Source organism: Pseudomonas sp. VEM90 (assembly GCF_054611535.1).
In genome coordinates this window covers 100,073-125,305 of sequence record NZ_JBTRAR010000021.1, presented here as the reverse complement: position 1 = coordinate 125,305, position 25,233 = coordinate 100,073, and the positions used below count along the sequence as shown (strand labels likewise).

Annotated in this window: 22 protein-coding genes; 15 read left to right on the top strand and 7 right to left on the bottom strand. The window is 64.5% G+C overall.

Annotated features, from left to right (window positions below):
- The first annotated feature begins 451 nt into the window (after positions 1 to 451).
- Positions 452 to 4,351, top strand: a complete 3,900-nt coding sequence (purL, locus tag ACYCCG_RS19725; RefSeq protein ID WP_459671543.1) for a phosphoribosylformylglycinamidine synthase — start codon at positions 452 to 454, stop codon at positions 4,349 to 4,351.
- A 3-nt stretch (positions 4,352 to 4,354) separates the two neighbouring features.
- The gene (locus ACYCCG_RS19720; protein ID WP_459671542.1) at positions 4,355 to 4,666 is read left to right on the top strand and encodes an NGG1p interacting factor NIF3; all 312 of its coding nucleotides are present in this window, start codon (positions 4,355 to 4,357) and stop codon (positions 4,664 to 4,666) included.
- A 103-nt stretch (positions 4,667 to 4,769) separates the two neighbouring features.
- Here the strand turns inward: ACYCCG_RS19720 and tatC are convergent, their stop codons facing one another.
- From tatC to tatA, 3 genes are read right to left on the bottom strand one after another with little or no spacing between them, the layout of a single operon-like run.
- Positions 4,770 to 5,531 (bottom strand): twin-arginine translocase subunit TatC, encoded by a 762-nt coding sequence (tatC, locus tag ACYCCG_RS19715; RefSeq protein WP_176683684.1) that lies wholly within the window; start codon positions 5,529 to 5,531, stop codon positions 4,770 to 4,772.
- Positions 5,528 to 5,818 (bottom strand): Sec-independent protein translocase protein TatB, encoded by a 291-nt coding sequence (gene tatB / locus ACYCCG_RS19710; protein ID WP_339443794.1) that lies wholly within the window; start codon positions 5,816 to 5,818, stop codon positions 5,528 to 5,530. The genes tatC and tatB overlap by 4 nt, the downstream gene beginning before the upstream one ends.
- On the bottom strand, positions 5,818 to 6,051 hold the full coding sequence (tatA, locus tag ACYCCG_RS19705; RefSeq protein ID WP_176683682.1) for a twin-arginine translocase TatA/TatE family subunit: 234 nt from the start codon (positions 6,049 to 6,051) through the stop codon (positions 5,818 to 5,820). Before tatA ends, tatB begins: the two co-directional genes overlap by 1 nt.
- A 145-nt stretch (positions 6,052 to 6,196) precedes the next feature.
- On the opposite strand from tatA, the gene gspK reads away from it, so the two are divergent.
- Entirely contained in the window at positions 6,197 to 7,162 is a 966-nt protein-coding gene (gene gspK / locus ACYCCG_RS19700; protein WP_252459552.1) for a type II secretion system minor pseudopilin GspK, read from the top strand.
- A 130-nt stretch (positions 7,163 to 7,292) separates the two neighbouring features.
- Here the strand turns inward: gspK and ACYCCG_RS19695 are convergent, their stop codons facing one another.
- Positions 7,293 to 9,368, bottom strand: coding sequence for a PhoX family protein (locus ACYCCG_RS19695; RefSeq protein WP_176683680.1), 2,076 nt, complete (start codon positions 9,366 to 9,368; stop codon positions 7,293 to 7,295).
- Positions 9,369 to 9,591: 223 nt separating this feature from the next.
- Between ACYCCG_RS19695 and ACYCCG_RS19690 the strand changes: the two genes are divergently transcribed.
- The 12 genes from ACYCCG_RS19690 to ACYCCG_RS19635 are packed head-to-tail and all read left to right on the top strand — an operon-like array spanning position 9,592 to position 20,020.
- Entirely contained in the window at positions 9,592 to 11,232 is a 1,641-nt protein-coding gene (locus tag ACYCCG_RS19690; RefSeq protein WP_339535006.1) for a bifunctional UDP-sugar hydrolase/5'-nucleotidase, read from the top strand.
- Complete coding sequence (locus tag ACYCCG_RS19685) at positions 11,232 to 11,654, top strand: pilus assembly protein PilZ (RefSeq protein ID WP_245354989.1); 423 nt, start codon at positions 11,232 to 11,234, stop codon at positions 11,652 to 11,654. The genes ACYCCG_RS19690 and ACYCCG_RS19685 overlap by 1 nt, the downstream gene beginning before the upstream one ends.
- A 21-nt stretch (positions 11,655 to 11,675) precedes the next feature.
- Entirely contained in the window at positions 11,676 to 13,412 is a 1,737-nt protein-coding gene (gspD, locus tag ACYCCG_RS19680) for a type II secretion system secretin GspD (RefSeq protein WP_459671544.1), read from the top strand.
- A complete protein-coding gene (locus tag ACYCCG_RS19675; RefSeq protein WP_176683824.1) occupies positions 13,412 to 14,860 on the top strand; it encodes a GspE/PulE family protein in 1,449 nt (482 codons plus the stop codon). The genes gspD and ACYCCG_RS19675 overlap by 1 nt, the downstream gene beginning before the upstream one ends.
- Positions 14,861 to 14,863: 3 nt before the next feature.
- Positions 14,864 to 16,066, top strand: a complete 1,203-nt coding sequence (gene gspF / locus ACYCCG_RS19670; RefSeq protein WP_209967751.1) for a type II secretion system inner membrane protein GspF — start codon at positions 14,864 to 14,866, stop codon at positions 16,064 to 16,066.
- A 17-nt stretch (positions 16,067 to 16,083) separates the two neighbouring features.
- Positions 16,084 to 16,518, top strand: a complete 435-nt coding sequence (gene gspG, locus ACYCCG_RS19665; RefSeq protein WP_459671541.1) for a type II secretion system major pseudopilin GspG — start codon at positions 16,084 to 16,086, stop codon at positions 16,516 to 16,518.
- 3 nt (positions 16,519 to 16,521) lie between these two features.
- Positions 16,522 to 16,953: a type II secretion system minor pseudopilin GspH gene (gene gspH / locus ACYCCG_RS19660; RefSeq protein WP_252459555.1), complete on the top strand. Its 432-nt coding sequence runs from the start codon at positions 16,522 to 16,524 to the stop codon at positions 16,951 to 16,953.
- The gene (locus ACYCCG_RS19655; RefSeq protein WP_252459556.1) at positions 16,950 to 17,318 is read left to right on the top strand and encodes a type II secretion system protein GspI; all 369 of its coding nucleotides are present in this window, start codon (positions 16,950 to 16,952) and stop codon (positions 17,316 to 17,318) included. The genes gspH and ACYCCG_RS19655 overlap by 4 nt, the downstream gene beginning before the upstream one ends.
- On the top strand, positions 17,315 to 17,905 hold the full coding sequence (locus ACYCCG_RS19650; RefSeq protein WP_252459557.1) for a PulJ/GspJ family protein: 591 nt from the start codon (positions 17,315 to 17,317) through the stop codon (positions 17,903 to 17,905). Before ACYCCG_RS19655 ends, ACYCCG_RS19650 begins: the two co-directional genes overlap by 4 nt.
- Positions 17,902 to 18,978 carry a type II secretion system protein GspL gene (locus ACYCCG_RS19645; protein ID WP_252459558.1) on the top strand — a complete coding sequence of 359 codons (1,077 nt, stop codon included), beginning with the start codon at positions 17,902 to 17,904 and terminating at the stop codon, positions 18,976 to 18,978. Before ACYCCG_RS19650 ends, ACYCCG_RS19645 begins: the two co-directional genes overlap by 4 nt.
- Complete coding sequence (gene gspM / locus ACYCCG_RS19640; RefSeq protein WP_252459559.1) at positions 18,975 to 19,361, top strand: type II secretion system protein GspM; 387 nt, start codon at positions 18,975 to 18,977, stop codon at positions 19,359 to 19,361. The genes ACYCCG_RS19645 and gspM overlap by 4 nt, the downstream gene beginning before the upstream one ends.
- Positions 19,358 to 20,020 (top strand): type II secretion system protein N, encoded by a 663-nt coding sequence (locus ACYCCG_RS19635; RefSeq protein WP_252459560.1) that lies wholly within the window; start codon positions 19,358 to 19,360, stop codon positions 20,018 to 20,020. The genes gspM and ACYCCG_RS19635 overlap by 4 nt, the downstream gene beginning before the upstream one ends.
- A gap of 653 nt (positions 20,021 to 20,673) precedes the next feature.
- On the opposite strand, the gene ACYCCG_RS19630 is transcribed toward ACYCCG_RS19635, so the two are convergent.
- From ACYCCG_RS19630 to ACYCCG_RS19620, 3 genes are all read right to left on the bottom strand, one after another.
- Positions 20,674 to 21,435, bottom strand: coding sequence for a siderophore-interacting protein (locus ACYCCG_RS19630; RefSeq protein WP_209967736.1), 762 nt, complete (start codon positions 21,433 to 21,435; stop codon positions 20,674 to 20,676).
- Positions 21,428 to 21,973: a PadR family transcriptional regulator gene (locus ACYCCG_RS19625; RefSeq protein ID WP_176683669.1), complete on the bottom strand. Its 546-nt coding sequence runs from the start codon at positions 21,971 to 21,973 to the stop codon at positions 21,428 to 21,430. Before ACYCCG_RS19625 ends, ACYCCG_RS19630 begins: the two co-directional genes overlap by 8 nt.
- Positions 21,974 to 22,062: 89 nt before the next feature.
- A complete protein-coding gene (locus tag ACYCCG_RS19620) occupies positions 22,063 to 25,212 on the bottom strand; it encodes a transglycosylase domain-containing protein (RefSeq protein ID WP_459671540.1) in 3,150 nt (1,049 codons plus the stop codon).
- Between the last annotated feature and the right edge of the window lie 21 nt (positions 25,213 to 25,233).

The window sequence follows — 25,233 nt, the reverse complement described above, 5'->3', positions numbered from 1 at the left end:
GGGCCAATTATGCCTGTGGGATTTGCGCGCGAACGCCTTGGTGCCTATCTCGATATCGCGTCGTACCAACAAGGCGGTCGCGCGCGCCAGGCACAGGATGGACTGGCCCGAAACAAACGTAGGAGCGGGTTTACCCGCGAAGCGCCGCGCGGGCGGCGCTCGATCTCATAGGCGCAGAATGTGTCGAGCCGGACACTGCGGCGCTCGATCTCCCAGGCGCTGAATGTGTCGAGCCGGACACCTGCGGCGCTCGATCTCCCAGGCGCTGAATGTCTTGAGGCGGACACCCGGCGGCGCTCGATCTCGTCTCAACCCGGACATCTCTGAAAACTGACCCCGAAGTCCGGTTCCGCCGCCCGGCAGGCGTGGCTTAGAGCAGGTGCCGAAAGCCATCGAATTAGGCTAGAATGCACGGCCTCTAAGCACACCCCTTCCTGAGGCTGTCCCGACGATGTTGATCCTGCGCGGCGCTCCTGCCCTTTCTGCCTTTCGCCACGGTAAATTACTCGAGCAACTGAGCCAGAAAGTCCCCGCTGTTACTGGTTTGTATGCCGAATTTGCCCACTTCGCCGATGTCGACGGCGAGTTGACCGCCGACCAGCAGCAGGTGCTGGGCCGTCTGCTCAAGTACGGCCCGAGCGTGCCGGTACAGGAGCCGACGGGTCGTCTGTTCCTGGTGGTACCGCGCCTGGGCACCATTTCGCCATGGGCCAGCAAGGCCAGCGACATCGCTCACAACTGCGGCCTGCAGTCGATCCAGCGCCTGGAGCGCGGCATCGCCTACTACGTGGCCGGCACCCTGAGCGACGCTGATGCCGAACTGATCGCCGCCGAATTGCACGACCGCATGACCCAGCGTGTGCTCGGCCAGCTGGAGCAGGCCGCAGACCTGTTCAGCCACGCCCAGCCCAAGCCGATGACCTCGGTCGACATCCTTTCCGGCGGTCGCGACGCCTTGGCCAAGGCCAACATCGACCTCGGCCTGGCCCTGGCCGAAGACGAGATCGACTACCTGGTCAATGCCTTCCAGGGCCTCAAGCGCAACCCGAACGACATCGAACTGATGATGTTCGCCCAGGCCAACTCCGAGCACTGCCGCCACAAGATCTTCAACGCCAGTTGGGATATCGACGGCCAGGCTCAGGAAAAGAGCCTGTTCGGCATGATCAAGAACACCTACCAGATGCACAACGAAGGTGTTCTGTCGGCATACAAGGATAACGCCTCGGTGATCGTCGGCAACGTTGCCGGCCGCTTCTTCCCGAACCCTGAAACCCGCCAGTACGGCGCGGTGCAGGAGCCGGTGCACATCCTGATGAAGGTCGAGACGCACAACCACCCGACCGCCATCGCCCCGTTCTCCGGCGCCTCCACCGGCTCCGGTGGCGAAATCCGCGACGAAGGTGCTACCGGCCGTGGCGCCAAGCCCAAGGCCGGCCTGACGGGCTTCACCGTGTCCAACCTGCGCATCCCGGGCTTCGAACAGCCTTGGGAAAAGGCCTATGGCAAGCCCGAGCGTATCGTCGACGCCCTCGACATCATGATCGAAGGCCCTCTGGGTGGCGCTGCGTTCAACAACGAATTCGGTCGCCCGGCCCTGACCGGCTACTTCCGTACCTTCGAGCAAGCCATCGACACCCCCCACGGCGAAGAAGTGCGCGGCTACCACAAGCCGATCATGCTCGCCGGTGGTATGGGCAACATCCGTGAAGACCACGTGCAGAAGGGCGAAATCACCGTCGGCGCCAAGCTGATCGTGCTTGGCGGCCCGGCCATGCTGATCGGCCTGGGCGGCGGCGCTGCTTCGTCGGTGGCTACCGGTGCCAGCTCGGCTGACCTGGACTTCGCTTCGGTACAGCGCGAAAACCCGGAAATGGAGCGCCGTTGCCAGGAGGTCATCGACCGTTGCTGGCAGCTGGGCGACGACAACCCGATCGCCTTCATCCACGACGTGGGCGCTGGCGGTATTTCCAACGCCTTCCCTGAACTGGTCAACGACGGTGGCCGCGGTGGTCGCTTCGAACTGCGCAACGTGCCCAATGACGAGCCGGGCATGGCCCCGCACGAAATCTGGAGCAACGAGTCGCAAGAGCGTTATGTGCTGGCCGTCAGCGCAGTCGACTTCGAGCGCTTCAAGGCCATCTGCGAGCGCGAGCGTTGCCCGTTTGCCGTGGTTGGTGAAGCGACTGAAGAACCGCACCTGACCGTCAGCGACAGCCACTTCGGCAACACCCCGGTGGACATGCCGCTGGACGTGCTGCTGGGCAAGCCGCCGCGCATGCACCGTTCGGTTACCCGCGAAGCCGAGCTGGGCGATGACTTCGACCCGAGCGAGCTGGACCTGGACAGCGCCGTCCAGCGCGTGCTGAACCACCCGGCCGTGGCCAGCAAGAGCTTCCTGATCACCATTGGCGACCGCACCATCACCGGCCTGGTTGCCCGCGACCAGATGGTCGGCCCGTGGCAGGTTCCGGTGGCGGACTGCGCCGTTACCGCCACCAGCTTCGACGTCTACACCGGTGAAGCCATGGCCATGGGCGAGCGTACGCCGCTGGCGCTGCTGGATGCTCCGGCGTCCGGTCGCATGGCCATCGGCGAGACCCTGACCAACCTGGCGGCTTCGCGCATCGAAAAGCTGTCCGACATCAAGCTGTCGGCCAACTGGATGTCCGCAGCTGGTCACCCAGGTGAAGACGCACGCCTGTACGACACCGTGAAGGCTGTCGGCATGGAGCTGTGCCCGGAGCTGGGTATCACCATTCCGGTCGGCAAAGACTCGATGTCGATGAAGACCAAGTGGAGCGATGGGGACGTCGAGAAGAGCGTCACCTCGCCGATGTCGCTGATCATCACCGGCTTCGCCCCGGTCACCGACATCCGCAAGACCCTGACCCCGCAACTGCGCATGGACAAGGGCGAAACCGACCTGATCCTGATCGACCTGGGTCGCGGCAAGAACCGCATGGGTGCCTCGATCCTGGCTCAGACCTACGGCAAGATCGCTGCCCAGGCTCCGGACGTCGACGACGCCGAAGACCTCAAGGCCTTCTTCGCCGTGATCCAGGGCCTGAACGACGACGGCCACCTGCTGGCCTACCACGACCGTTCCGATGGCGGCCTGGTCACCACCGTGCTGGAAATGGCCTTCGCCGGCCACTGCGGTCTCGACCTGCAACTCGACCCGCTGACCGACAGCAAGGGCGAAGTACCGGCCATCCTCTTCAACGAAGAGCTGGGTGCGGTGATCCAGGTTCGCCAGGATGCTACCCCGGACGTGCTGGCACAGTTCAGCGCTGCTGGCCTGGGTGAAGAATGCGTCGCGGTGATCGGCAAGCCGGTCAACAACGCTGAAGTGACCATCAGCCTGAATGGCGAAGTGCTGTTCGACGACGACCGTCGCATGCTGCAGCGTCAGTGGGCTGAAACCAGCTACCAGATCCAGCGCCTGCGCGACAACGCCGACTGCGCTGACCAGGAATTCGACCTGCTGCTCGAGGAAGACAACCCGGGCCTGTCGGTCAAGCTGGGCTTCGACGTCAACGACGACATCGCCGCGCCATACATCAAGAAAGGCGTGCGCCCGCAAGTGGCCATCCTGCGTGAGCAGGGCGTCAACGGCCAGGTCGAGATGGCTGCTGCCTTCGACCGCGCCGGCTTCGCCGCCATCGACGTGCACATGAGCGATATCCTCGCTGGCCGTGTCGACTTCGAAGCCTTCAAGGGCCTGGTCGCCTGTGGCGGCTTCTCGTACGGTGACGTGCTGGGCGCAGGTGAAGGCTGGGCCAAGTCGGCGCTGTTCAACGCCCGTGCCCGTGACGCCTTCCAGGCCTTCTTCGAGCGTACCGACAGCTTCGCCCTGGGCGTGTGCAACGGTTGCCAGATGATGTCCAACCTGCACGAGCTGATCCCGGGCACCGAGTACTGGCCGCACTTCGTGCGCAACCGCTCGGAGCAGTTCGAAGCCCGCGTGGCCGTGGTCGAGGTGCAGAAGTCCAACTCGATCTTCCTGCAGGGCATGGCCGGTTCGCGCATGCCGATCGCCATCGCCCACGGTGAAGGCCATGCCGAGTTCGCCAGCGAAGAAGCATTGCTGGAAGCCGATGTGTCCGGTTGCGTGGCCCTGCGCTACGTCGACAACCACGGCAAGGTCACCGAAGCCTACCCGGCCAACCCGAACGGCTCGCCGCGTGGTATCACCGGCCTGACCAGCCGCGACGGCCGCGTGACCATCATGATGCCGCACCCGGAGCGTGTGTTCCGCGCTGTGCAGAACTCCTGGCGCCCGGACGAGTGGCAGGAAGATGCCGCGCTGATGCGTATGTTCCGCAACGCGCGGGTGTGGGTGAACTAAGGCGTGTACAAGCTCGCCTTCTTCGTGCCCGGCAGCCATGTCGAAGTGGTCAAGGCCGCTGTGTTCGCCGCTGGCGGTGGGCGCATCGGTGACTATGACCACTGCGCCTGGCAAACCCTTGGCCAGGGCCAGTTCCGCCCGCTGGACGGTAGCCAGCCGTTCCTCGGGCAAGCGGGCCAGGTCGAGGTGGTTGAGGAATGGAAGGTGGAGCTGGTGGTGGCTGACGAGCTGGTGGCCCAGGTTGTCGCTGCGCTCAAGCAGAGCCACCCGTACGAGACGCCAGCCTATGAAGTCTGGCGGCTCGCCGAGTTCTAGAACGCATCACGGCTATTCGCGGGCACGCCCGCTCCCACAGGGATATCACAATCTTCAGAACCCGTGGTATCCCTGTGGGAGCGGGCGTGCCCGCGAAAGGGCCCTACAATCCAGCCACAATCTCCTTGCCTGGCTCCGGCCGCTTCAACATTCCACAAGCCAGCAACCCCACCTCGAACAGCACCCACATCGGCACTGCCAGCATCGTCTGCGAAAATACATCCGGCGGTGTCAGAATCATCCCCACCGCAAAGCACCCGACGACCACGTAGGGCCTGCTGCGCCGCAATGTGGCCACATCGGCCAACCCCGCCCAGACCACGATGAACGTCGCCACCGGGATCTCGAACGCCAGCCCGAACGCCAGAAACAGCGCCAGGATAAAGTCCAGGTACTGGCTGATATCGGTCATCATCGCCACGCCGTCCGGCGTCACGCTGGCAAAGAAGCCGAACATCATCGGGAACACCAGAAAGAACGCGAATGCCATGCCGGCATAGAACAGCACGATGCTCGATACCAGCAGCGGCAGGGCAATGCGCCGTTCACGGCGGTACAGCCCCGGCGCCAGAAAGCCCCAGGCCTGATGCAGCAGCAGCGGCATGGCCAGGAACAGTGCGCACATCGCGGTCAGCTTGAACGGTGTCAGAAAGGGCGAGGTGACACTGGTGGCGATCATGCTCGCGCCTTCCGGCAAAAAGCGCCTTAGCGGCTCGGATATGAGCGTGTACAGCGTCTGGGCGAAGGGGAACAGGCCGGCAAACACCAATGCCACCAGCGCCAGGCAACGCACCAGGCGTTTGCGCAGGTCGCGCAGGTGTTCGGTCAGCGGCATGCTCGCCGCAGGGTCCATGGCAATACTCATGAAGCATTTTCCTTGGGCAGCGCGGCCGTGGCCGCATCATTGGCCGGCGCCGCGTTCAGGCTGATGCCCTGGCGGATCTCCTGTTCCAGGCGCTGCAAAGGTGCCTTGTCGAGGTTGGGCATCTCGATTTCGCGCTCCACCTGCGTGCGCAAGGCGTGCATGGCCCGGCGCGCCTGCCCCAGGCCGCGCCCGAGGGTTCGGGCTGCCACCGGTAGGCGCTCGGGGCCCAGCACCAACAGCGCGACGACGCCGATCAGCAGCAACTCGCTGAAGCCTACCTCGAACATCAGGCCTGGCGGTCCGCTTGAGGTTGCTGAGCAGCCTGGCCGTTCAGCGGGCACTGTTGCTGCACTTGCGCCTGGCCAGCGGCGTTGGCGTCATTGTCACCGCCCATGGACTTGCGAAAACCCTGGATCGCCTCGCCCACATCGCTACCCAGACCCTTCAGGCGTTTGGTACCAAACAGCAAGAACACGATCAGCAGTACGATCACCAGTTGCCAGATTCCAATGCCACCCATAGCGACCACTCCTGTAAGGTCATGAAAAGGAAGGGCAATCCTGCCTTGCCTAGATGACGTACACATGACGAACGGGCATTGCCATCTAGCTGAAACACCCCGCGTGTTGACTGGCGTTTTTATTCCGCGAGCGAGGCACGCACGGATGGGTGGAAGGCAACAGCGGGGTGCGGCCCTGCTGATGGTGATGGTGGTGCTGGCAATGCTGGCGGCGGGCATGGCCTGGCTGGTGGAGGATGGCCGACGTCAGGTCGACGAAGTGCGCCTGCTACACCAGCGGGTGCAGGTGCGGGCCATGGAGCAGGCCGGCCTGGCCTATGCCGGGCAAGCCCTGCGTGACCCCGCCTGGCGGCTCAGCCCGCTGTTCTGGCAAGCCTTGCGTGGGCAGCCGCTGAAATACGATTTTGGCGCTGGTCAGGCTCAGTTGCAGGTACGCGACCAGCACACCTGCTTCAATGTAAACGCATTGCTCGGCGCCGACGGCGAACGCGCCGAGCGCCAGCTGCGTTACTTGCTGGGCAATGATATGGCGGCCGAGCGCCTGGTCGATGCCCTGGCCGACTGGCTCGATGCCGACAGTGATGCCCGCCTGCAGGGCGCCGAGAGCGCCCAGTACCTGCGCCAGCAACCGCCACGGCTGGCGGCCAACCAGCCGATGCTCGACACCAGCGAGCTGAACCTGTTGCTGGAGCCAGATGCCAACCGCCAAGCGCTTTACCCGATGCTGTGCGCCTTGCCTCAGGTCACCGGTTGGCGCCTGAACGCCAATGCACTGGGGTTGGAGCACCTTCCGTTGCTGGAAGCGCTCTACGAAGGACGCTATTCGCGCTCGCTGCTCAGCCGCATCATCAGCGGTCGGCCGGCTTCGGGGTACGTGGATGCCGCGGCGCTGCGCCAGGCGCTGGGGGCGGTGGATGACGAAACGTTCGAGCGGTTGAGCGAAGGGTTGCTGCTCAACAGCGGGCATTTTCTGTTGCAGCTGTCGTTCGAGGAAGAGGGGCGGGTGATGCGCAGCGAATTCCAGGTGGAGGCGCTGGGGGTGGTGCAATGGCATGCCCGGGTGCCAGCGCAGCAAGTGCGGGTGCGTAGCCGGGAGCCGATAGCCTGGTAACGTTTACGGGCGCCTTCGCGGCCAAGCCCGCCCCTACGCCGGTTTTGAAACCCGTGGGATCCCTGTAGGAGCGGGCTTGCCTGCGAAGAGGCCGGTACAGCCAGCAAAAGGTTGGCTGACCGGCACAGGATCAAACGGTGCCGATCTCCCCGCCATCAATACGCTGGATCACCACCGTCGAAGCCCGGGGCCGTACGGTAGCCCCAGCCGGCGTCGCATCGGTCGCCTTGTCGGTATACGGCCAGTTCCCCGGGTGTTGAATGTTGACGAACAGCGTCTTGTTGTCCGGGGTAAAGGTAATCCCCGTCACTTCGCAACCATTTGGCCCGACAAAGAAGCGCCGCAAGTCCACCTGGTTCTGTGCATTCACCGGCACCTGCTTGCCGCTGGCATCCACCAGGTCGGTAGGGATCACTGCCAGCAACTGGTCGTTGGTGTAGTCGGTCAAGGTGCTTTCGCCGTTGTCGGTCTCGAACCACAGCACGCCGCGGCTATCGAAGCTCATGCCGTCGGGGCTGGCGAACTGGTTCAGTTCGGTCAGGCCGGAGCGGTTGATGTCGGCAGTGCCGGCAGCGTTGGCGCCGAACACGAAGATGTCCCAGTTAAAGCTCAGCTGGTCGTCGCTGTCGTGCCAGCGAATGATGTGGCCGTGGCGGTTCGGGCCGCGCGGGTTCGCTGCATCGACCTTGTCCGGGGTGCGTGCACTGTTGTTGGTCAGGGTCAGGTAAACATCGCCGTTCAGCGGGTTGACTGTCGTCCATTCAGGGCGGTCCATCGGCGTTGCACCCACGGCATCGCCAGCACCACGGGTGTTGAGGATGATGCCCGGCAGGTCACCATACAGCGCGCCCAGGGTGCTGCCACCTGTGGTGGCGGTGCCCACGTCCAGCAGCAGCCATACGCCGGTGCCGTCGGCATTGAAGCGGGCCACGTAGAGTTTGCCTTGGTCGAGGTACTTGGCGCCGGTGGCCAGGCGGTCGGCCGGGGTGGCGTCGGCGGGGTCCCACACGGCGGTGGACACCCACTTGTACAGGTACTCGTTGTTCGAGTCGTCACCCATGTACCACACCAGCGGCTTGCCGGCGACGGGCAGGCCGGGGGCGCAGCCCTCGTGGCGGAAGCGGCCCAGCGCGGTGCGCTTGGTGGCCAGGGTGCTGCTGTTGTACGGGTCGATCTCGACAATGTAGCCGTAGGTGCTGGCTTCATTGCGGTAGTCGTCGGTGGCGCTGGCGCCTTTGACGGTAACGTCGAAACGGGCGAATTCGTCGTCCACTTCGCTGGCGTCACCGGCAGCGCTTTCCCACTTGTATTGGCCGCTGGAGGTGCCCACGCCAATGCGGCGCTGGTCCTCGGGGCGGGTGCCCTTGTTGACGAAGATGCCCGGCCAGTTCTCTTCGCAGGTCAGGTAGGTGCCCCACGGGGTATAGCCGTTGCCGCAGTTGTTGTTGGTGCCACGGCAGTGGGTGCCAGCAGTGGAGTATTTGGTCTTGACGTGGTCGGTGCCACGCAGCGGGCCGGTGATTTCCATGCGTGAAGCAGTGGTGAAGCGTCGGTTCAGCGGGTCGTTGTCGACCACCTGCCAGCGGCCGTTGATTTTCTGCAGGCGTACTACGCCAGCACCGTGTGCGTTGATCTCCTTGCGCACTTCTTCAACCGGGCGCTTGCCGTTGACATCGGTCGTGGGGCCGGCCGGGTGCAGGGCGGCAGTGTCGATGTACTCGAAATTGATCGCCAGCAGGCCGTCTTCCGAGCTGCCGTTGATGGGGAAGAAGTGCATGCCGTCGTGGTGCATGCCCATGGCGTTGGCCTGGTCGGTCGAGGTGTTGCTGCCGTCGGACTTCCACGGGTTGCCATTGCTGTTCAGCGGCGTACCCCAAGGCGCCAGCACATAGGCGCTATAGCCGGCGGCGACCACACAGGCGTCGGTGCGCGAGCCTGGGATGGACTGGAAGCCCAGCGCCAGTTTCGGCACTTCCGGCTCGGTGACTGGCGGTTCGGTCACCGGTGGCTCGGTGACCGGATCATCATGATCGGAACCACCACCGTCGAAGCAGCCTGTCAGGCCGGTACCGGCGATCATGGCGATGGCGGCGCCCAGGCTGCCGCGCATCACGCTGCGGCGGCTCAGGTAGGCGTCCATGACGTTGGCCATCGGCAGGTTGCCGCTTTGGTTCCGGTCCAGGTTGTCGCCGGTATCTCGACTCATCAGGTTGTCCTTATGTTGGCTGAGTTGGAAGAAACCGCGACTGTAAGGCGCAAGTGTGATGATTCCTTGGCAGAAATGTTAACGAGCTTTTAAAACTTCCGGTTCTTGGATGGATGTTCTAAAGATCGAATTGGAATTGCTGTCGGATTTCTGCCATCAAACTGTAATGCCAACGCCGCAACATCCGGGACCCTGAATGGACGTGGATAAGGATGGCGATGCGATGGCGAGCAGTGTGCACAGGCGCGAAGTGATCGGCTGGATGGGTATCGGTGCCTTGGCACCGTTGCTCGGCGCCTGCACAGCCTTCCCAGGGCAGCAGGGTGGCAACGCCCAGCTCGACTTGCTGTACGTCGCCGATACCCTCGATGCCCGCCAGCCTGGCCAGCCGGTGGTACCGGCTACCCGGTTGGGGCCGGTCAGCCACTTGGGCCGTGCGCCCTGGATGACCGGCAGCAGCGCCAGTATCGCCTACCCGCAACTGGCGCCGCTGCTCGATGCCCGCCATGCAACGACAGCCCAGCTGGGCGGTTATGCGGTGCTCGCGGCGTTGCTGGAGCAACTGCGTGGCGAGGCCGGTGCGGGCAACAGCCTGACCCTGGAAAACGGCCAGGGCTGGAATGGCAGTGGCCTGGCCTACCTGACCCAGGGCGAAAGTGGTGTGCAAGGCAGCCAGCTGTTGGGCATCGAAGCGCGGGTCAGCAGCGACGAGCGTGTACTGTGGCCACAACGCAGCACGGGCCTGTATCGCCAGGCCAGCGCCATTACCCTCGGCGCCGGGCTGGCTGACGCACAACGCCAGGCACTGGGCGTGCAAGCCCTGCACATTTTCGAGCGCGGCGGTGCCCGTATTGCAGTGGTTGGCGTGACCGACCCCTACGCACAGGACCAGAAAGCCTCTCTTAAACAGTGGTACCAGTCACTGCTGCCGGTATTCGAGCAAGCCCGGCGCGAGGCTGACCTGGTGGTGGCCATGGCCGATGCAGGCACGGGCCCCGGCCTGTGGCTGGCTGAACGGGTGCCGCAAATCGACGTGCTGTTGGGTGCCCGTGGTCAGGACCTGTGGCCCGCGCCGGTCGAGGTCACCCAGGCCAGCGGTCGGCGCGTGCCGGTGCTGTTTGCCGGCTGCCGGGGCAGCGGTGCCTTCCGCCTGCGCTGCCAGCGTGTGGCCGGGCAGTGGCTGTTCGACGGGCGTTTTTTCCCGGCCTTTGAACAGCAACTGGCGCCTGCCGCGCAGCTGCGTGTCGCGCAATTGCAGGCACAACTGCGCCTGCAACGGGCCGGCCACGCGGCCTGGCTCGACCAGCCGCTGGCCCGCGCGCCCCAGGCCTTGTGGCGCCGCGATACCCGTGGCGGCAGCTGGGACTGCCTGCTGCATCAAGCCTTGGCCGACGATAGCAGCATGCCCGTGTTGCTGCCGGGCCTGCGTTACGACTACCCGCTGTCAGCCGGGGCGCCCATTACCCGCGAACACCTGATCAGCCTTACCGGTGGTTACCCGGCGCCAGTAGTCGAGGCACCGGCCAGGCAGGTCGAACAAGTGCTGGAAAACGCCGCTGAACAATTGTTCGGTGACCCGCTGCTGCTGGACAACAGCCAGGACCTGCCGCGCTGGCAGGGCCAGGCCTGGAGCGTCAGCTATAGCCCGCAAGGCAAGCGCATCACGGGGTTGGAGCCAGTGCAGGGTCTGTGCCGAACCTTTGGCTTGCAATTCGAAAGCCAGGCCGGTGAGCCACTTTGGCAGCGGGTCGAGGCCTGGCTCGCCCGCCAGCCTGACGATTGGCAACTGGCGCCGCTGCAACTGCCCGAAGTGCGTTACGTGCAGGGGCACCCAGGCTGGCACCCACGGCAATTGGCCTCGTGATGCTCACCTCGCGTCTGCTCACCGGTGCTGGCCTGACCTTGGCCGGCTGGCTGTCTGCGCAGTGTGTGCTGCAGCTGAGCCGGCAGCCACACCCGGCCACGGCACCTGCGGTGGCCGACAGCCCGCTGCCCGGGCTGATGGTCGGTCACTGGCAGGTGCCACCCGACGATGGTGCCATCGCCATCACCCGTCTGCCGCTGCAATACCTCGGCGGCCTCAAGGCCCAGCCATTGGCCGCCAGTGTGGTGGTGCTGCGCTACGGCGAGCAAGTGCGCACCCTGGCCCGCGGTCAGCGCCTGGCGCCAGGGATCGTGCTGCAGGACATCGACAGCGATGGCCTGATTTTCAACAACCAGGGGCGGCGTGAGCGCCTGCCCTGGCCGCCACGCTCCGCCGTGACCGGCTTCAAGCGGCAAGGATGAACGATGCCTGTTAGATACTGCATGGCGGCTGCGCTGAGCCTGGCCTTGTCCATCGCCTATGCCCAAGAGCCGGTGTTCGATGACAACGGTACGCCGATGTACGAGGTAAATTTCGTCGATACCGAACTCGGCGAGTTCATCGACAGCGTGTCGCGCATCACCGGCACCACCTTCATCGTCGACCCCCGGGTCAAGGGCAAGGTCACCGTGCGCACTGTCGACCTGCACGACGCCGACGCCATCTACGACATCTTCCTGGCCCAACTGCGCGCCCAGGGCTATGCCACCGTCGACCTGCCCAATGGCAGCGTGAAGATCGTGCCCGACCAGGCCGCGCGCCTGGAGCCGGTGCCAGTCGAGGCGGGCGGGCAGCAGGGCGAGGGCAGCGACAGCGTGGCCACCCGCGTATTCAGCGTGCGCAACGCCGCCAGCGAACAGGTACTGGGTATCCTCAAGCCGCTGATCGACCCACGGGTTGGGGTTATTACACCGTACCCGGCGGCACACCAGTTGGTGGTGACTGACTGGCGCAGCAACCTCGAACGCATCGCCAGCCTGCTGCGCCAGCTCGACCGCCCTCAAGAGGCACCGGGCAGCGGCAGCACCCAGGTGATCTACTTGCGCCATGCCAATGCCGGTGAAGTGGTCAAGGTGCTGCGAGGGCTCAGCCAGGAGGGTGCGGTGCCGGCTGAGGGCGCGGGTGAGGCAGAGGGCAAGGACCGGCCGGTGATGCCAGCCTCCGGTGGCCCGGGTATCCGCCTGGAATATGAAGAAGGTACCAATGCCGTGGTCATGGTCGGCCCCGACAGCGAACTGGCGGCGTACCGGGCCATTGTCGAGCAACTGGACATTCGCCGTGCCCAGGTGGTGGTCGAAGCGATCATCGCCGAGGTGTCCGACAGCAGCGCCCAAGAGCTGGGCGTGCAGTGGCTGTTCGCCGACGAAAAGTTCGGTGCCGGTATCGTCAACTTCGGCAGTAACGGGGTGAATATCGCCAGCATTGCCGGCGCCGCCGCCAGTGGCGACAACGAGGCTCTGGGCGATTTGTTGTCCACCACCACCGGTGCCACGGCGGGCATCGGCCATTTCGGTGGTGGCTTCAACTTCGCCATGCTGGTCAACGCGCTGAAGGGCAAGAGCGGCTTCAACCTGCTGTCCACGCCCACCTTGCTGACCCTGGACAACGCCGAAGCGTCGATCCTGGTCGGCCAGGAAGTGCCCTTCGTCACCGGCTCCGTGACCCAGAACAACGCCAACCCGTACCAGACCATCGAGCGCAAGGAAGTCGGGGTGAAGCTGCGTATCAAGCCGCAGATCAATATCGACAACAGCGTGCGCCTGGACATCGTCCAGGAGGTGTCGTCGATTGCCGACACCAGCTCGGCCAGCGACGTGATCACCAACAAGCGCGAGATCAAGACCAAGGTCATGGTCGAGGACAACGGCCTGGTGATACTTGGCGGCCTGATCAGCGACGAATTGAGTACCAGCAACCAGCGTGTGCCACTGCTCGGCGACATTCCTTACCTTGGCCGGTTGTTCCGCTCCGATGCCACCCGCAACACCAAGCAGAACCTGATGGTGTTCATCCGCCCGCGTATCCTGCGCGACGGGCCGAGCCTGGCGGGCCTCAGTGAAGCCAAGTACCGCACCCTGCAGCAGACCACACCGCTGCAGTTGCCGGACCTTGCAGAGGGCACGCGGCTGTTGCAGGTCTTCCCCGCCAGCCGCGCACGCCTGGAAGGCGGTGACTGGTGATGCTGCCCTATCGCCAGGCACGGCAGAGCGGAGTGGCCATGGCCCCGGCGGAGCAGGGCTGGCAGCTATGGCTGCGGCCCGACGCCGACAATGCCCAGTTGCAGGAGTTGCTGCGTGTGCATGGCCAGCCAAGCCTGCTCGAATACCTGGAACCTGCGCTGTTCGACGAGCGCCTTGGCCAGCTGTACCAGGCCGGCGATGCCGCCACCGAAGCGCTGATCGAAGGCATCGGCGACCAGGTCGACCTGGATAGCCTGATGAGCGAGATGCCGCGCATCGAAGACCTGCTTGAAAGCGACGACGAAGCCCCGGTGATCCGCCTGATCAACGGCCTGTTCGGCCAGGCGCTGCGGCTGCGCGCCTCGGACATCCATATCGAGACCTTCGAGCAGAGCCTGGTGGTGCGTTTGCGGGTCGATGGCCACCTGCGTGAGGTGCTGCGTCCTCCACGTGCGTTGTCGGCCATGCTGGTATCACGGATCAAGGTCATGGCCCGCCTGGACATCGCTGAAAAGCGTCAGCCCCAGGACGGCCGCATCACCTTGCGTGCAGCAGGGCGCGAAGTGGACGTGCGGGTCTCGACCTTGCCCGGCATCCATGGCGAGCGGGTGGTGATGCGCGTGCTCGACAAGCAGGCCAGCCTGCTGGCGCTGGATAACCTGGGCATGCCGGCAGCGGTACTGCAGGGCCTGCGCGGTTGCCTGGCGCGTCCCAATGGCATTGTGCTGTCCACCGGGCCGACCGGTTCGGGCAAGACCACGACCCTGTACGCCAGCCTGAACAGCCTCAACGATGGCAGCCGCAACATCCTCACCGTCGAGGACCCGGTGGAGTACGCCATCGCCGGCATTGGCCAAACCGCGATCAACCCGCGTGCGGGGCTGACGTTTGCCAGTGGCTTGCGCGCCATTCTGCGTCAGGACCCTGACGTGATCATGCTCGGCGAAATCCGCGATCAGGAGACTGCACAGATCGCCGTGCAGGCCAGCCTCACCGGCCACCTGGTGCTGTCGACCTTGCACACCAACAGCGCGGTAGGCGCAGTGACCCGCCTGCGCGACATGGGCATCGAGCCCTTCCTGATCGCCTCTTGCCTGCGCGGCGTCCTGGCCCAGCGCCTGGTGCGGCGTTTGTGCAACTGTGCCGTGGCGCACCCGCTGCAGGCTGCCGAGCGCGAGCTGTGGCCCGAGCTGGCGGCGCTGGGCAGCACTTATCACGCGGTGGGTTGCGAGCAGTGCCAGGGCAGCGGTTATATCGGGCGACTGGGGCTGTACGAATTTATCGAACTGGACGCTGGGCTCATCGGCCTGTTGTACGACGGCGCCAGTGAGCTGGCCATGCAGGATTACCTGGCTGAACGGCGCCAAAGCCTGGTGGCGATGGCCAGCGATTGCCTGGCTCGCGGTGAGACCAGCCTGGCCGAAGTGCTGCGCGTGGTACAGGGCTAAGACATGCCGACCTATCGCTACCAGGCCGTTGACCTCGCCGGCAAATCGCACAAGGCCAGCCTGCAGGCTGACAGTGAACGCCACGCTCGCCAGCTATTGCGCGAGCAGGGCCTGTTCGCCCGCCAGTTGCAGCGTCATGAAGCCGGCAGCCGACAACCCCGTCGCCAGCGCCTGAGCCGCGCCCAGCTGTGTGAGCTGACCCGTCAGCTGGCCACCTTGACCGGGGCCGGTATTCCCTTGGTCGATGCCCTTGCCACCCTTGAACGGCAACTGCGTCAGCCCGCCCTGCACAGTGTGCTGGTGGCCTTGCGCGGCTCGCTGGCCGAAGGCCTGGGCCTGGCGCGCAGCCTGGCCCGGCAGGGCGCACCGTTTACCGGCCTGTACTGCGCGCTGGTCGAGGCCGGCGAACGTTCCGGGCACCTGGCCCAGGTGCTGACCCGCTTGGCCGACCACCTGGAGCAGGTGCAACGCCAGCAACACAAGGCCCGTACTGCGCTGATCTACCCCGCTGTGCTGATGGGGGTATCGCTGGCAGTGGTGATTGGCCTGATGACGTTCGTCGTGCCCAAACTCACCGAGCAATTCGCCCACGCCGGGCAAAGCCTGCCGCTGATCACCTCGTTGCTGATCGGCCTGAGCCAGGGGCTGGTGCAAGCCGGGCCCTGGCTGTTAGGGGGGGCGCTGTTGCTCGGGGTGCTGGGCGGCTGGCTGCTGCGCAAACCGCACTGGTGCCTGCGTCGCGACCAACTGCTGCTGCGCCTGCCGCGTATTGGCCACCTGCTGCAGGTGCTGGAAAGCGCGCGCCTGGCGCGCAGCCTGGCGATTCTCAGTGGCAGTGGCGTGGCCCTGCTCGAAGCCTTGCAGGTGGCCACTGAAACCATCGGTAACCGGCGTATCCGCCTGGCCATGGAGCAGGTGCGCCAACACGTGCAGGGCGGCACAAGCCTGCACCGTGCGCTGGATGCCAGCCAGCAATTCCCGCCGCTGCTGGTGAATATGGTCGGCAGCGGCGAGGCCAGCGGCACCCTGGCGGACATGCTCGAGCGCGTGGCCGACGACCAGGAGCGCGGCTTTGCCCGCCAGGTCGATACCGCCATGGCGCTGTTCGAACCCCTGATGATCCTGGTGATGGGCGCCGTGGTGCTGTTCATCGTGCTGGCGGTGCTGCTGCCGATCATGCAACTCAACCAGGGCCTGCAATTGTGACGACAAGGAGTATTGCCATGCAGCATCGACGTAACCGCCAACGCGGCTTCACCCTCATGGAAATCATGGTGGTGATCTTCATCATCGGCCTGCTGATTGCCGTGGTGGCGCCCAGCGTGCTGGGCAACCAGGACAAGGCCATGAAGCAGAAGGTGATGGCCGACCTGGCCACCCTGGAGCAGGCGCTGGACATGTATCGTCTGGACAATTTGCGCTTCCCCAGCAACGAACAGGGCCTGATCGCGCTGGTGAAAAAGCCGGCTCAGGAGCCGCTGCCTCGGGCCTGGCGCAGTGATGGCTACGTGCGTCGCCTGCCGGAAGACCCATGGGGCACCCCGTACCAGTACCGCATGCCCGGCGAACATGGCCGGGTCGATGTGTACTCGCTGGGCGCCGATGGCATGCCGGGTGGCGAAGGCCAGGATGCCGACCTGGGTAACTGGGCGCTGTAACCGGTGCGCGGTCAGCATGGGTTCAGTCTGATCGAGCTGCTGGTGGTGTTGGCCATCGCTGGGCTGATGACCGGGCTGGCGGTGGCTGGCCTCGGCAACGGCCAGGCCCGTGTCGAGCAGGCCCTGCAACGGCTGGCGGCCGAGGTCCGCGGCCAGGCCGCGCTGGCCCGGCATGCCGGGCAACTGCGCGGGCTGCGTTGGAATGGCCAGCGCCCGGAGTTCGTCCGCCGCCAAGGCAATGACTGGATCGTTGAAAAGGTCGCGCTCGGCGACTGGCCCAAGGGCCTGCACCCGGACTGGCCGGCCAGCCCGCAACCGCGCGTGCTGTTCACGCCGCATGGCTGGGCGCAGGCGGGTAGCGTGCGCTGGCGCTGGGCCGATGGCAGTCAGCAATGGGCCTGGAGCCGCACCGATGGCATGTGGGTAGTGCCATGAAGCAAGCACAGCGTGGTTTCACTCTGCTGGAGGTGACCGTAGCCCTGGCAATCGCTGCCGTGCTGGCGGTGATCACCAGCCAGGTACTGCGCCAGCGGCTGGCAGTGCAGGACAACCTGCAACAGCACCGCCTTGGCCTGTTGTGCGCGCGTGAGCTGCAAGCCCGCTTTGCCGTCGAGCAGTACTGGCCTGCCGAAAACCAGGTAGCCGGCGAGCTCGACCAAGGTGGCCAACTGTGTCACTGGCAACTGCAACTGCGCCGCACCGGCGTGCGCGACCTGCGCCGTGGCGAGCTACAGCTGTTCGCCGACCGCGATCAGCGCCTGCCACTGGGCCAGTACACCGTGTTTCTGGAGCGCCCATGAAACGCCACCAGGCAGGCCTGACCCTGATCGAACTGATGGTCGCTCTGGCCCTGACTGCCGTGCTTGGCATCATGCTCGCTGCCTTGGTCAACGGCTGGCTGAAGGTGCGCGAGCGCCTGCAGCACACCAATCAGCAAACCTCGGTGCTGGACTTTTGCCTGGCGCTGGAGCGGCGCTTCGACAGCCCGGTGCTGCGCCGTGTCTATGACCAGCGTCTGCCGTTGGCCAGTCGTTGGCTGGACTGGCAGCCCGCCAGCAACCAGTTGCTGTGGGTCGCCAGCACCGGCCTGCCGGCAGCCGAAGGTGGCTCGCGCCTGCAACGCCAGCGCCTGCGCTTCGAGGCCCGTGAGCAGCGCCTACTGCTGGAAAGCTCGGCCGATTTGTACGCCGCCGTCGCCCCGCGCTGGGTACAGCGCGAACGACTCGACCAGGTCAGCGCCGTGAACGTTCTGTACTACCAGGGCGGCCGCTGGCTGGCCTGGCCTTCTGACCAACCGGTACACCCAGGCCGTGGCGTACGTCTGGAACTGCTGCGTGATGGAGCCCCCTATGTCTGCACCTTCGCCCTTCCATGGGGGCGCTCATGAAATTTGAATGGCGGCGGCGTACGCCGGCCCAGGCGTGGTTATTGCTGCGCCCGGGTGCTGTCTGGCGCTGGGCGCTGGTCCAGGAGGGTATTTTGCAAAACCAGGGGCAGGGTGAGCCACCGGCCAACCCGCAGGCCCATGTTGCGCTGGTTCTGCCTGCCGAGGCCTGCAGCCATTTTCGCGTGCCGGCCCCGCCGGGGCTCAAGCGCGAAGAATGGCCTTTGTTGCTTGAGGATCGCTTGCTGCAGGCCCCGCATGAGGTGGCCTGTGCCTGTCTGGCCCGTGACCCCGGGCACCTTCGCCTGCTGGTAGTGGCGCGTCAGCAGCTGGATGACTGGCATGGCCAATGTGCCGCCTGGGGCTTGCAGGTGGTGCGCTGCTGGGCGGAGCTACAGTTGCTGCCGCTGCCCGAGCCAGGATGCGCCTGGCAATGGCAGCGTACCCCCGGCATGTCCTATTACAAAGGGCTGGCCGAAGACGGACAGGAACACTGGCTGGCTTGGCCTGATGCCTTGGGTGGGGTGCCGCAGCTACCGTGGGCAGGGCTGCACAAGACGTCGCTGAGCGGCAACTGGCCCACCGTATTTGCGCCGCTCGACACATTACCCGGTCTGTTCGAACGCCCCCGCAAGGTGCGCTCGTTGCCAGTGGCGTCCCGCCAGCAGCAGCGGCTGCTGGCGGCTTGCCTGGTGCTGGCCACCGTTTGGGGGAGCCTGTGGTTGAGCCAGCAATGGCGCCAGGCGCAACTCTGGCGCAGCCAGGTCATTGCCGTGACCGGCGAGCAGGCCAGCCCTCGGCACGCGGCGCAGGCCCTCAAGCGCCTGCGCGAGAGCGTACTGCAGCAGCAACTGCGTACACGTCAGCTAGACGACCTGCAGGCTCGCTTGCAGGCCTGGCTGCGTGCCAACCCTGATTGGCGCCTGCAAGCGGTGCGCTTCGATGGTCAGCGTTGGCACCTGCGCCTGGAGGGCGAGGGCAGTGCGCCGCCATGGCGTGATATGGCGGCTGCCGCTGGCGCCACAGTGCAGGTTCAAGAGGGCCAGGTGATCTTCGACCTGGGAGCCGCCTCATGAACCGGGACTGGCTACAGCGTCATCGCTTCAAGTTCGCCTGGGGACTGATCGCTCTGCTGCTGGCCTTCCTGGCCCTGCGTGAAGGCGTTGCGCAATGGCGCGCGCTTGGCCAGTGGCGCGCGCTGGCCGAACAGGCGGCCAGCCTGCAAGGCGGGCCCGGTTTGAACCTGGAGCGGCTACGTCAGTCGGCCCAGGCCCGTGGGGTCGAACTGACCGAAGTCGATACGCAAGGCAAGGCCTGGCAACTGCGCGGGCAGGTGGCCGATGAGCGCATGCTGCAAGGCTGGGTGCAGAGCCTGCGTGCAGAAGGTGCATTGCCGCTGAAATGGGGGCTGGAGCAGCAGGGCAAGGCTTTGCGATTCGACCTGGTGGTGCAGCCATGAGCCGCAGAGCAGCAATGGCCTGGGTGCTACTGGTCTTCGTGCTCACGCTGTTTATCGAGCTTCCGGCCAATTGGGTGGTGCGTGCGTTCGGCCTACCGGTACGTGATGTCGGTGGAAGCCTTTGGCAAGGGCAGGCACAACAATGGGGGCCGGTCGGGCCTTTGCGCTGGACGCTGCAGCCCTGGCGCTTGCAGGCGAATGCGCAGGTGGGGTTCCAGGGCCAGGCCTGGCAGTTGCTTGCAGAAGGCTGGCCTTGGCGTTGGCGGCTGGAGGTATCAGCCAAGGGGACTTTGGCGACGGTATCGACGGATTACCGCCTGGCCGGCCAGTGGCAGGGTGTGTTGAAGATGCAAGGGGCAGGGCGCCAATGCCAAGCCAGTGAAGGCCGCGTGATCGTAACCGACCTTGCGCTGAGCGACCCTTGGTCACTAGGCCTTGGGCACGGCTGGCTGGAAATGGACTGCCGCAGTGGCTGGCACTTGCGCGGGCAGTTAGCGCAGCAAGGGCAACATCAACTGGCCGTGGATGCCGACCTGCCAGGGCGCCGGGCGCAGGTGGTGTTCCAACTGCAGCCTGAAGCGCAGTTAATGCCATTGTTGCGTGGGGCCCAATGGCTCGGGCCGCAGGCCCTGGCGGGGCAGCGAGACCTTCGTTGGTAAGCAACAACGTGGCGTGGCGCCCTGTAGATACGCTGTGGGCGGTCGAGCTTTTCTGAGGTGGTCGGGGCTGAACCGCTTGGTCTTATCAAATGGTTCAAACCGCGAAGCAGGCGGCGCTTTGCGTGGCACCGGCTGCGCCGGTGTTCGCGGGTGAACCCGCTCCTACAACGGCCTGTGCCCAACCGCCGATATGTGCCCACCCACCGATATGTGCCCACCCACCGATATGTGCCCACCCACCGATTTGTGTCAAACCGCCGATTTGTGTCCAACCGCCGATTTGTGTCCAACCGCCGATTTGTGTCCAACCGCCGATTTGTGTCCAACCGCCGATTTGTGTCCAACCGCCGATTTGTGTCCAACCGCCGATTTGTGTCCACCCACCGATTTGTGTCCAACCACCGATTTGGGCCCAACCACCGATTTGTGCCCAACCACCGATTTGTGTCCACCCACCGATTTGTGTCCAACCACCGATTTGGGCCCACCCACCGATTTGTGTCCAACCACCGATTTGTGTCCAACCGCCGATATGTGCCCACCCACCGATTTGTGTCCAACCACCGATTTGTGTCAAACCGCCGATTTGTGTCCATCCCCGATCAGTGTAGGAGCGGGCTTGCCCGCGAAGACGGCAGATCAGGCAATCACGATCACTCGTCGTCCGCAGTCCCGTTGGCCCGCCAGTAGGCCGCAGCCTTTAGCGCATCTTCCGGCACCCCTTTCTCCAGCAATAGCGCCTTGGCCTGGCGAGTCAGGGCTTTTTCCAGCGCCACCCAGGCATACAGCCGGCCTTGCGGCAAGCTCAGGTTCCGCACCAGTGCCAACAAGTCTTCCTCCTGGCGACGTACCCAGATCACTTCCACCTGGGCCTTGCTTGGCAGCGGCTGGCGCTCGTGCTCGTCTTCGATCTGGATCACTGCCAGCACCTGGCGGCCCGCCGGCAACTCCTCCAGCCGACGGCCAATGGCCGGGATAGCAGTTTCATCACCGATCAGCAGGTAGCTGTCGAAAATATCCGGCACCACCAGCGAGGCCCTTGGCCCTGCGATGTCCAGGGTTTGCCCGGGCGCGGCTTGCGCGGCCCAGGTAGAGGCAGGGCCGTCGCCGTGCAGCACGAAGTCGATGTCCAGCTCATTTGCCACCAGATCGATGCGCCGCGGTGTGTACTCGCGCATGGTGGGCCGCGCGCCACCGTCCTTACCCATATTACGGGCCTCGATGGCCTGTTGTTGCTCCGGCGTTTCGGCAAACAGCAGCTTGATATGGTCGTCGCTGCCCATACTGGTAAAGCCTTGCAGCTCGGCACCCCCCAAGGTGATCCGGCGCATGCGCGGGGTCAGCTCGGTGACCCGCAGCACCTGCAGACGGCGCTGGCGGATCTCGTGGTTTACGCGGTGAATGGTGTCACTCATGGGGCGTCTCCCTGAAAGGTTCGGTTGGCCCGGAGGCGATGGCCGTGGCGGCATGGTTGAGCAGGTCACGGACCCGTTCGATTTCTTCCGCGGTCCAGCGGCCGCTGTGCATGTGTAGTGCATGACGCAAGTTACCGACCGCTTCATGAATCTCTGGCGGGCGGTCGTGGCCGCGCAGGGCGCGTTTGCTGACTTCGATGCGCATGCGCACGCCATCCAGGGCTACCGCCTGATCCGCCAAGGCGCTGCGGCCGGCATCGGTGATGGCATACAGGCGTTTGCTGCCCTGCACCTGGCCGCTGATCAGTTCGGCTTCTTCAAGAAAGTTCAGCGTGGGGTAGATCACCCCGGGGCTTGGGCTGTAGCTGCCTTCGAACAAGTTCTCGATCTGGCGGATCAGGTCGTAACCGTGGCCGGGTTGCTCGGCCAGCAAGTCCAGCATCAGCAGCTTGAGGTCACCAGGGGCGAAGACACGCGGGCCGCGCTCGCCACGGCCGGGGCGCCGCTCGAAGGGATCATGAGGGGTATGTTCGCGCATAAGGAAAGGGCTCCGTCGTTTGCGATATATCGTAAGATATTACTCAAGATATATCTAAAGACAAGCCATTTAATGCTGATGATTATCATCTACTCAGTCGATGTGTTACCTGTCGGCGGCGGTGTGTGCAGGGCAACCTGTGGCTGCTTGCACTCATTCGGGTTGCCTGGCTGCAGGTATGGCATGAGGATCGGTGCCATGCCCTTGAGCACCTGCACTGGCAGCGCCGAGGTAAATTTGAACGCTTCTGCTGTGCGACCCGGCACGAAGGCGGTCAGCGTGCCGAAATGGTTGTCGCCGAGGAAGAACACGAAGGTGGCGGTGCGGTTCAGCGAGCGCGAACCGATCAGCCGGCCGCCGGCGCCGAAGCTTTCGATTCGGTTGTCACCGGTACCGGTCTTGCCGCCCATCACCAGTGGCGTGCCGTCCTGCAGCTTGAAGCTGCCGGAAATACGCCGCGCGGTACCTGCGTCGACCACTTGCGACATGGCGCCTTTGAGCGCACGTGCCACTTCGACCGGCAGAATTCGCACGCCCCGGTCCGGGTCTGAGATCAACTTGGTCTCGTAGGGTGTATTGGCTGCAAAGTGCAGGGTATCGATACGCAGGGTTGGCAGGCGAATACCGTCGTTCTGGATGATCCCGACCAGTTCGGAGAGGGCAGCGGGGCGGTCGCCGGAGCTGCCGATGGCCGTGGCCAATGAAGGCACCAGGTGGTTGAATGGATAGCCCACGCGTTTCCAGCGCTGGTGGATGTCGAGGAAGGCTTCGATCTCGACCATGGTGCGGATGCGGCTGTCACGGGCGCTCTGGTGGCGGCTCTTGAACAGCCAGCCATATACCTCCTGGCGTTCGAAACGGCTGGCATTGATCATTTCGGTCAGTGTCGAGCCTGGGTGCTTCAGCAGGTAGCCAAGCAGCCACAGGTCCAACGGGTGGACCTTGGCGATGTAACCCTGGTCGGGCAGGTCGTACTTGCCCGGGCCATAAGCAGCGTACATCTCTGACAGACGGCCATCGGTCAGTTTGCCCAGCACCTTCTTGTCATCCTTGAGGTGGGCACGCACGAATGCGTTGAAGGTTTCCTGGCCTGCCTCGGGGAACAGGTAGCGGTGTACTGCCGCCAACCGCTGTGGGGTCACGCGCATGCTGTCGATAAAGGTGTCCAGGCGTTGTTGCGAGGTTCTACGCTGGTACTTTTTCCAGAAGCGCATCAGGTATTTGGTGCCCTCCTTGTCGGCGAAGCGCGCAAGGTACTCCTGGCGGCGCGGGTCGGCGTCGTCCTTGAGCAGCGCCACGCGGTTGTATGGTTGCTGGTAAGTCACGTAGCGCACGAGGTCGCGCATCAGGCGGATGAACGGCAGGTTGATCGACTCGCGCAGTGCATCTTTGAGTGTCGGGTTGCGGTTGTTGTCTTCCTTGCGGAAGTTGTTGAACACATGCATCCCGCCGCCAGTGAAGAACCCTTCGCCGGTGTTGGCCGAGTACTTGCGTTCCAGCGCGGCGTCGAGCATGGCGTCCAGGCTCTGGTTCTTGCTGTTCTGCGCCAGCCATTCCAGCGACCATTGCGTGATGCGGTCGAGTTCGGCCACTTCGACCTTCTTCAGCTCGGCGGCAGGTTTGCCGGCGTACTTGTCGTGCAGCTCGGCGATAATCTCCAGGTAGGTGGTCAGTACCCGTAGCTTGGCGGTTGAGCCCAGCTCCAGCTTGCTGCCTTCGTTGATGTCGAAGGGCTGGTTGGTGCTGTCGGTCTGCACCCGCACCCGCGAACCATCGGCGGTGCGCTCGAACAAGGTGAAGCTGTAGCTCACCTGGTCGGTGGTCTTGGCGGTGAGCAGTCGCTCGCCGATCAGGCCGATCTGTGCGGCAAACGCCGGGTCGGCGAGGTTTTTCAGGTACTGGCTGACCTGCAGTTGCAGGTCGGCCTGCAAGGTACTGGTGGCTGACAGGTCAAGGCGGTCGAGGTCGTACAGTGGGCGGTTGAGCATGGCCGACAGACGGTTGCGCGCAAGGCTGATGCCCTTGTTGGTGATGATCGGTACGATGGTCGGCTGCGCTACCCAGTCGCGGTACACCGCCTTGCTGACCAGCGCGGCATCGGCCAGCGGCTGATCGATGACCTTGTTGGCGGCAAGCACGCGAATGTGCGAGTCGGTGAGTTCGGCCAACTCGACCCGGCCCTTGGACAAGTAATACGAGGGACGGCGCTGGGCAATCATCAGCGACAGCACCTGGCGCAGGGCCAGGCCACGCGCGGCCATGCTCTCTGAGTCGGTGGCGGTGGCGTTCAGGGCCTGGTTGACCTGGTCGAAGTCGGCGCCGTACCACACCCGCAGGCCCTCGGCCATGCCATGTACCTCACCATGCCCAGGCACGGCCGACAGCGGTACGCTGTTGAGGTAGTCGCGCACGATACGCTGGCGTGCCTCGGTGGTGTCGGGGCCGCCCTGGTAGGCACGCACGCTGGCAGAAATCATCTGCCGGATCTTCTCCGCGCCCGACACCGTCAGGCCATCCGGTGAGTGGCGATATTTTTCCAGCTGGGTGGCCAGGGTGCTGCCGCCGGCAGACTGACCGGGCAGGGCCAGGTACTTGGCGACCTGGCTGTAGGCGGCCTTGGCAAAGCGTGGCCAGTCCACAGCCGGGTTGTTACGTGGATCGTCGGTATCCAGCAGGTCGCGGTTTTCGATGAACAGCAAGCTGTTGACTATTACGGGAGGTATCGCCGCAAAGTCCGGGTACAGATGCTGGGGGTAGTTGTACTGGTACAGCGTGTCGCCGCGGCAGTCGGTGATCGACAGGCCGGCCTGGATCTTCTCGATATAGGGCGCGAACAGCCCATGATCGACGTAGTTCATCAATGCGGGTGAAAACTTCACCTGTTCGCTGATGAGGTAGTCGCGCTTGAGCAGGCGTGGCAGGAATTCACCCAGGGCGCTATAGCCCAGGCGTTTGTCGAACGGCCCATCACCGGGGTAGACGATGGCATCGCTGGGACCGGGTTGCAGCGAGTAGGTCAGTGTACCGGCCAGTCTGCTGAACTCGCGCGATTGTAGTTCGGAGGTACGGAATTCGTTATACGCGGCAACAGCGATGGCTACCAGTGCCACCAGCAGGATGAGGATGATCAGCCACCACCATAGCCGACGCTGACGGGGGGACTTGGATTGTGGCGTCTCGGCCTGAGGTATCTCGGGAGCTTCCGTTCTGCTGGGTTCCGATTGCCACAGTGCGCCCATAGTCTTCTATCCGGCCAAGTG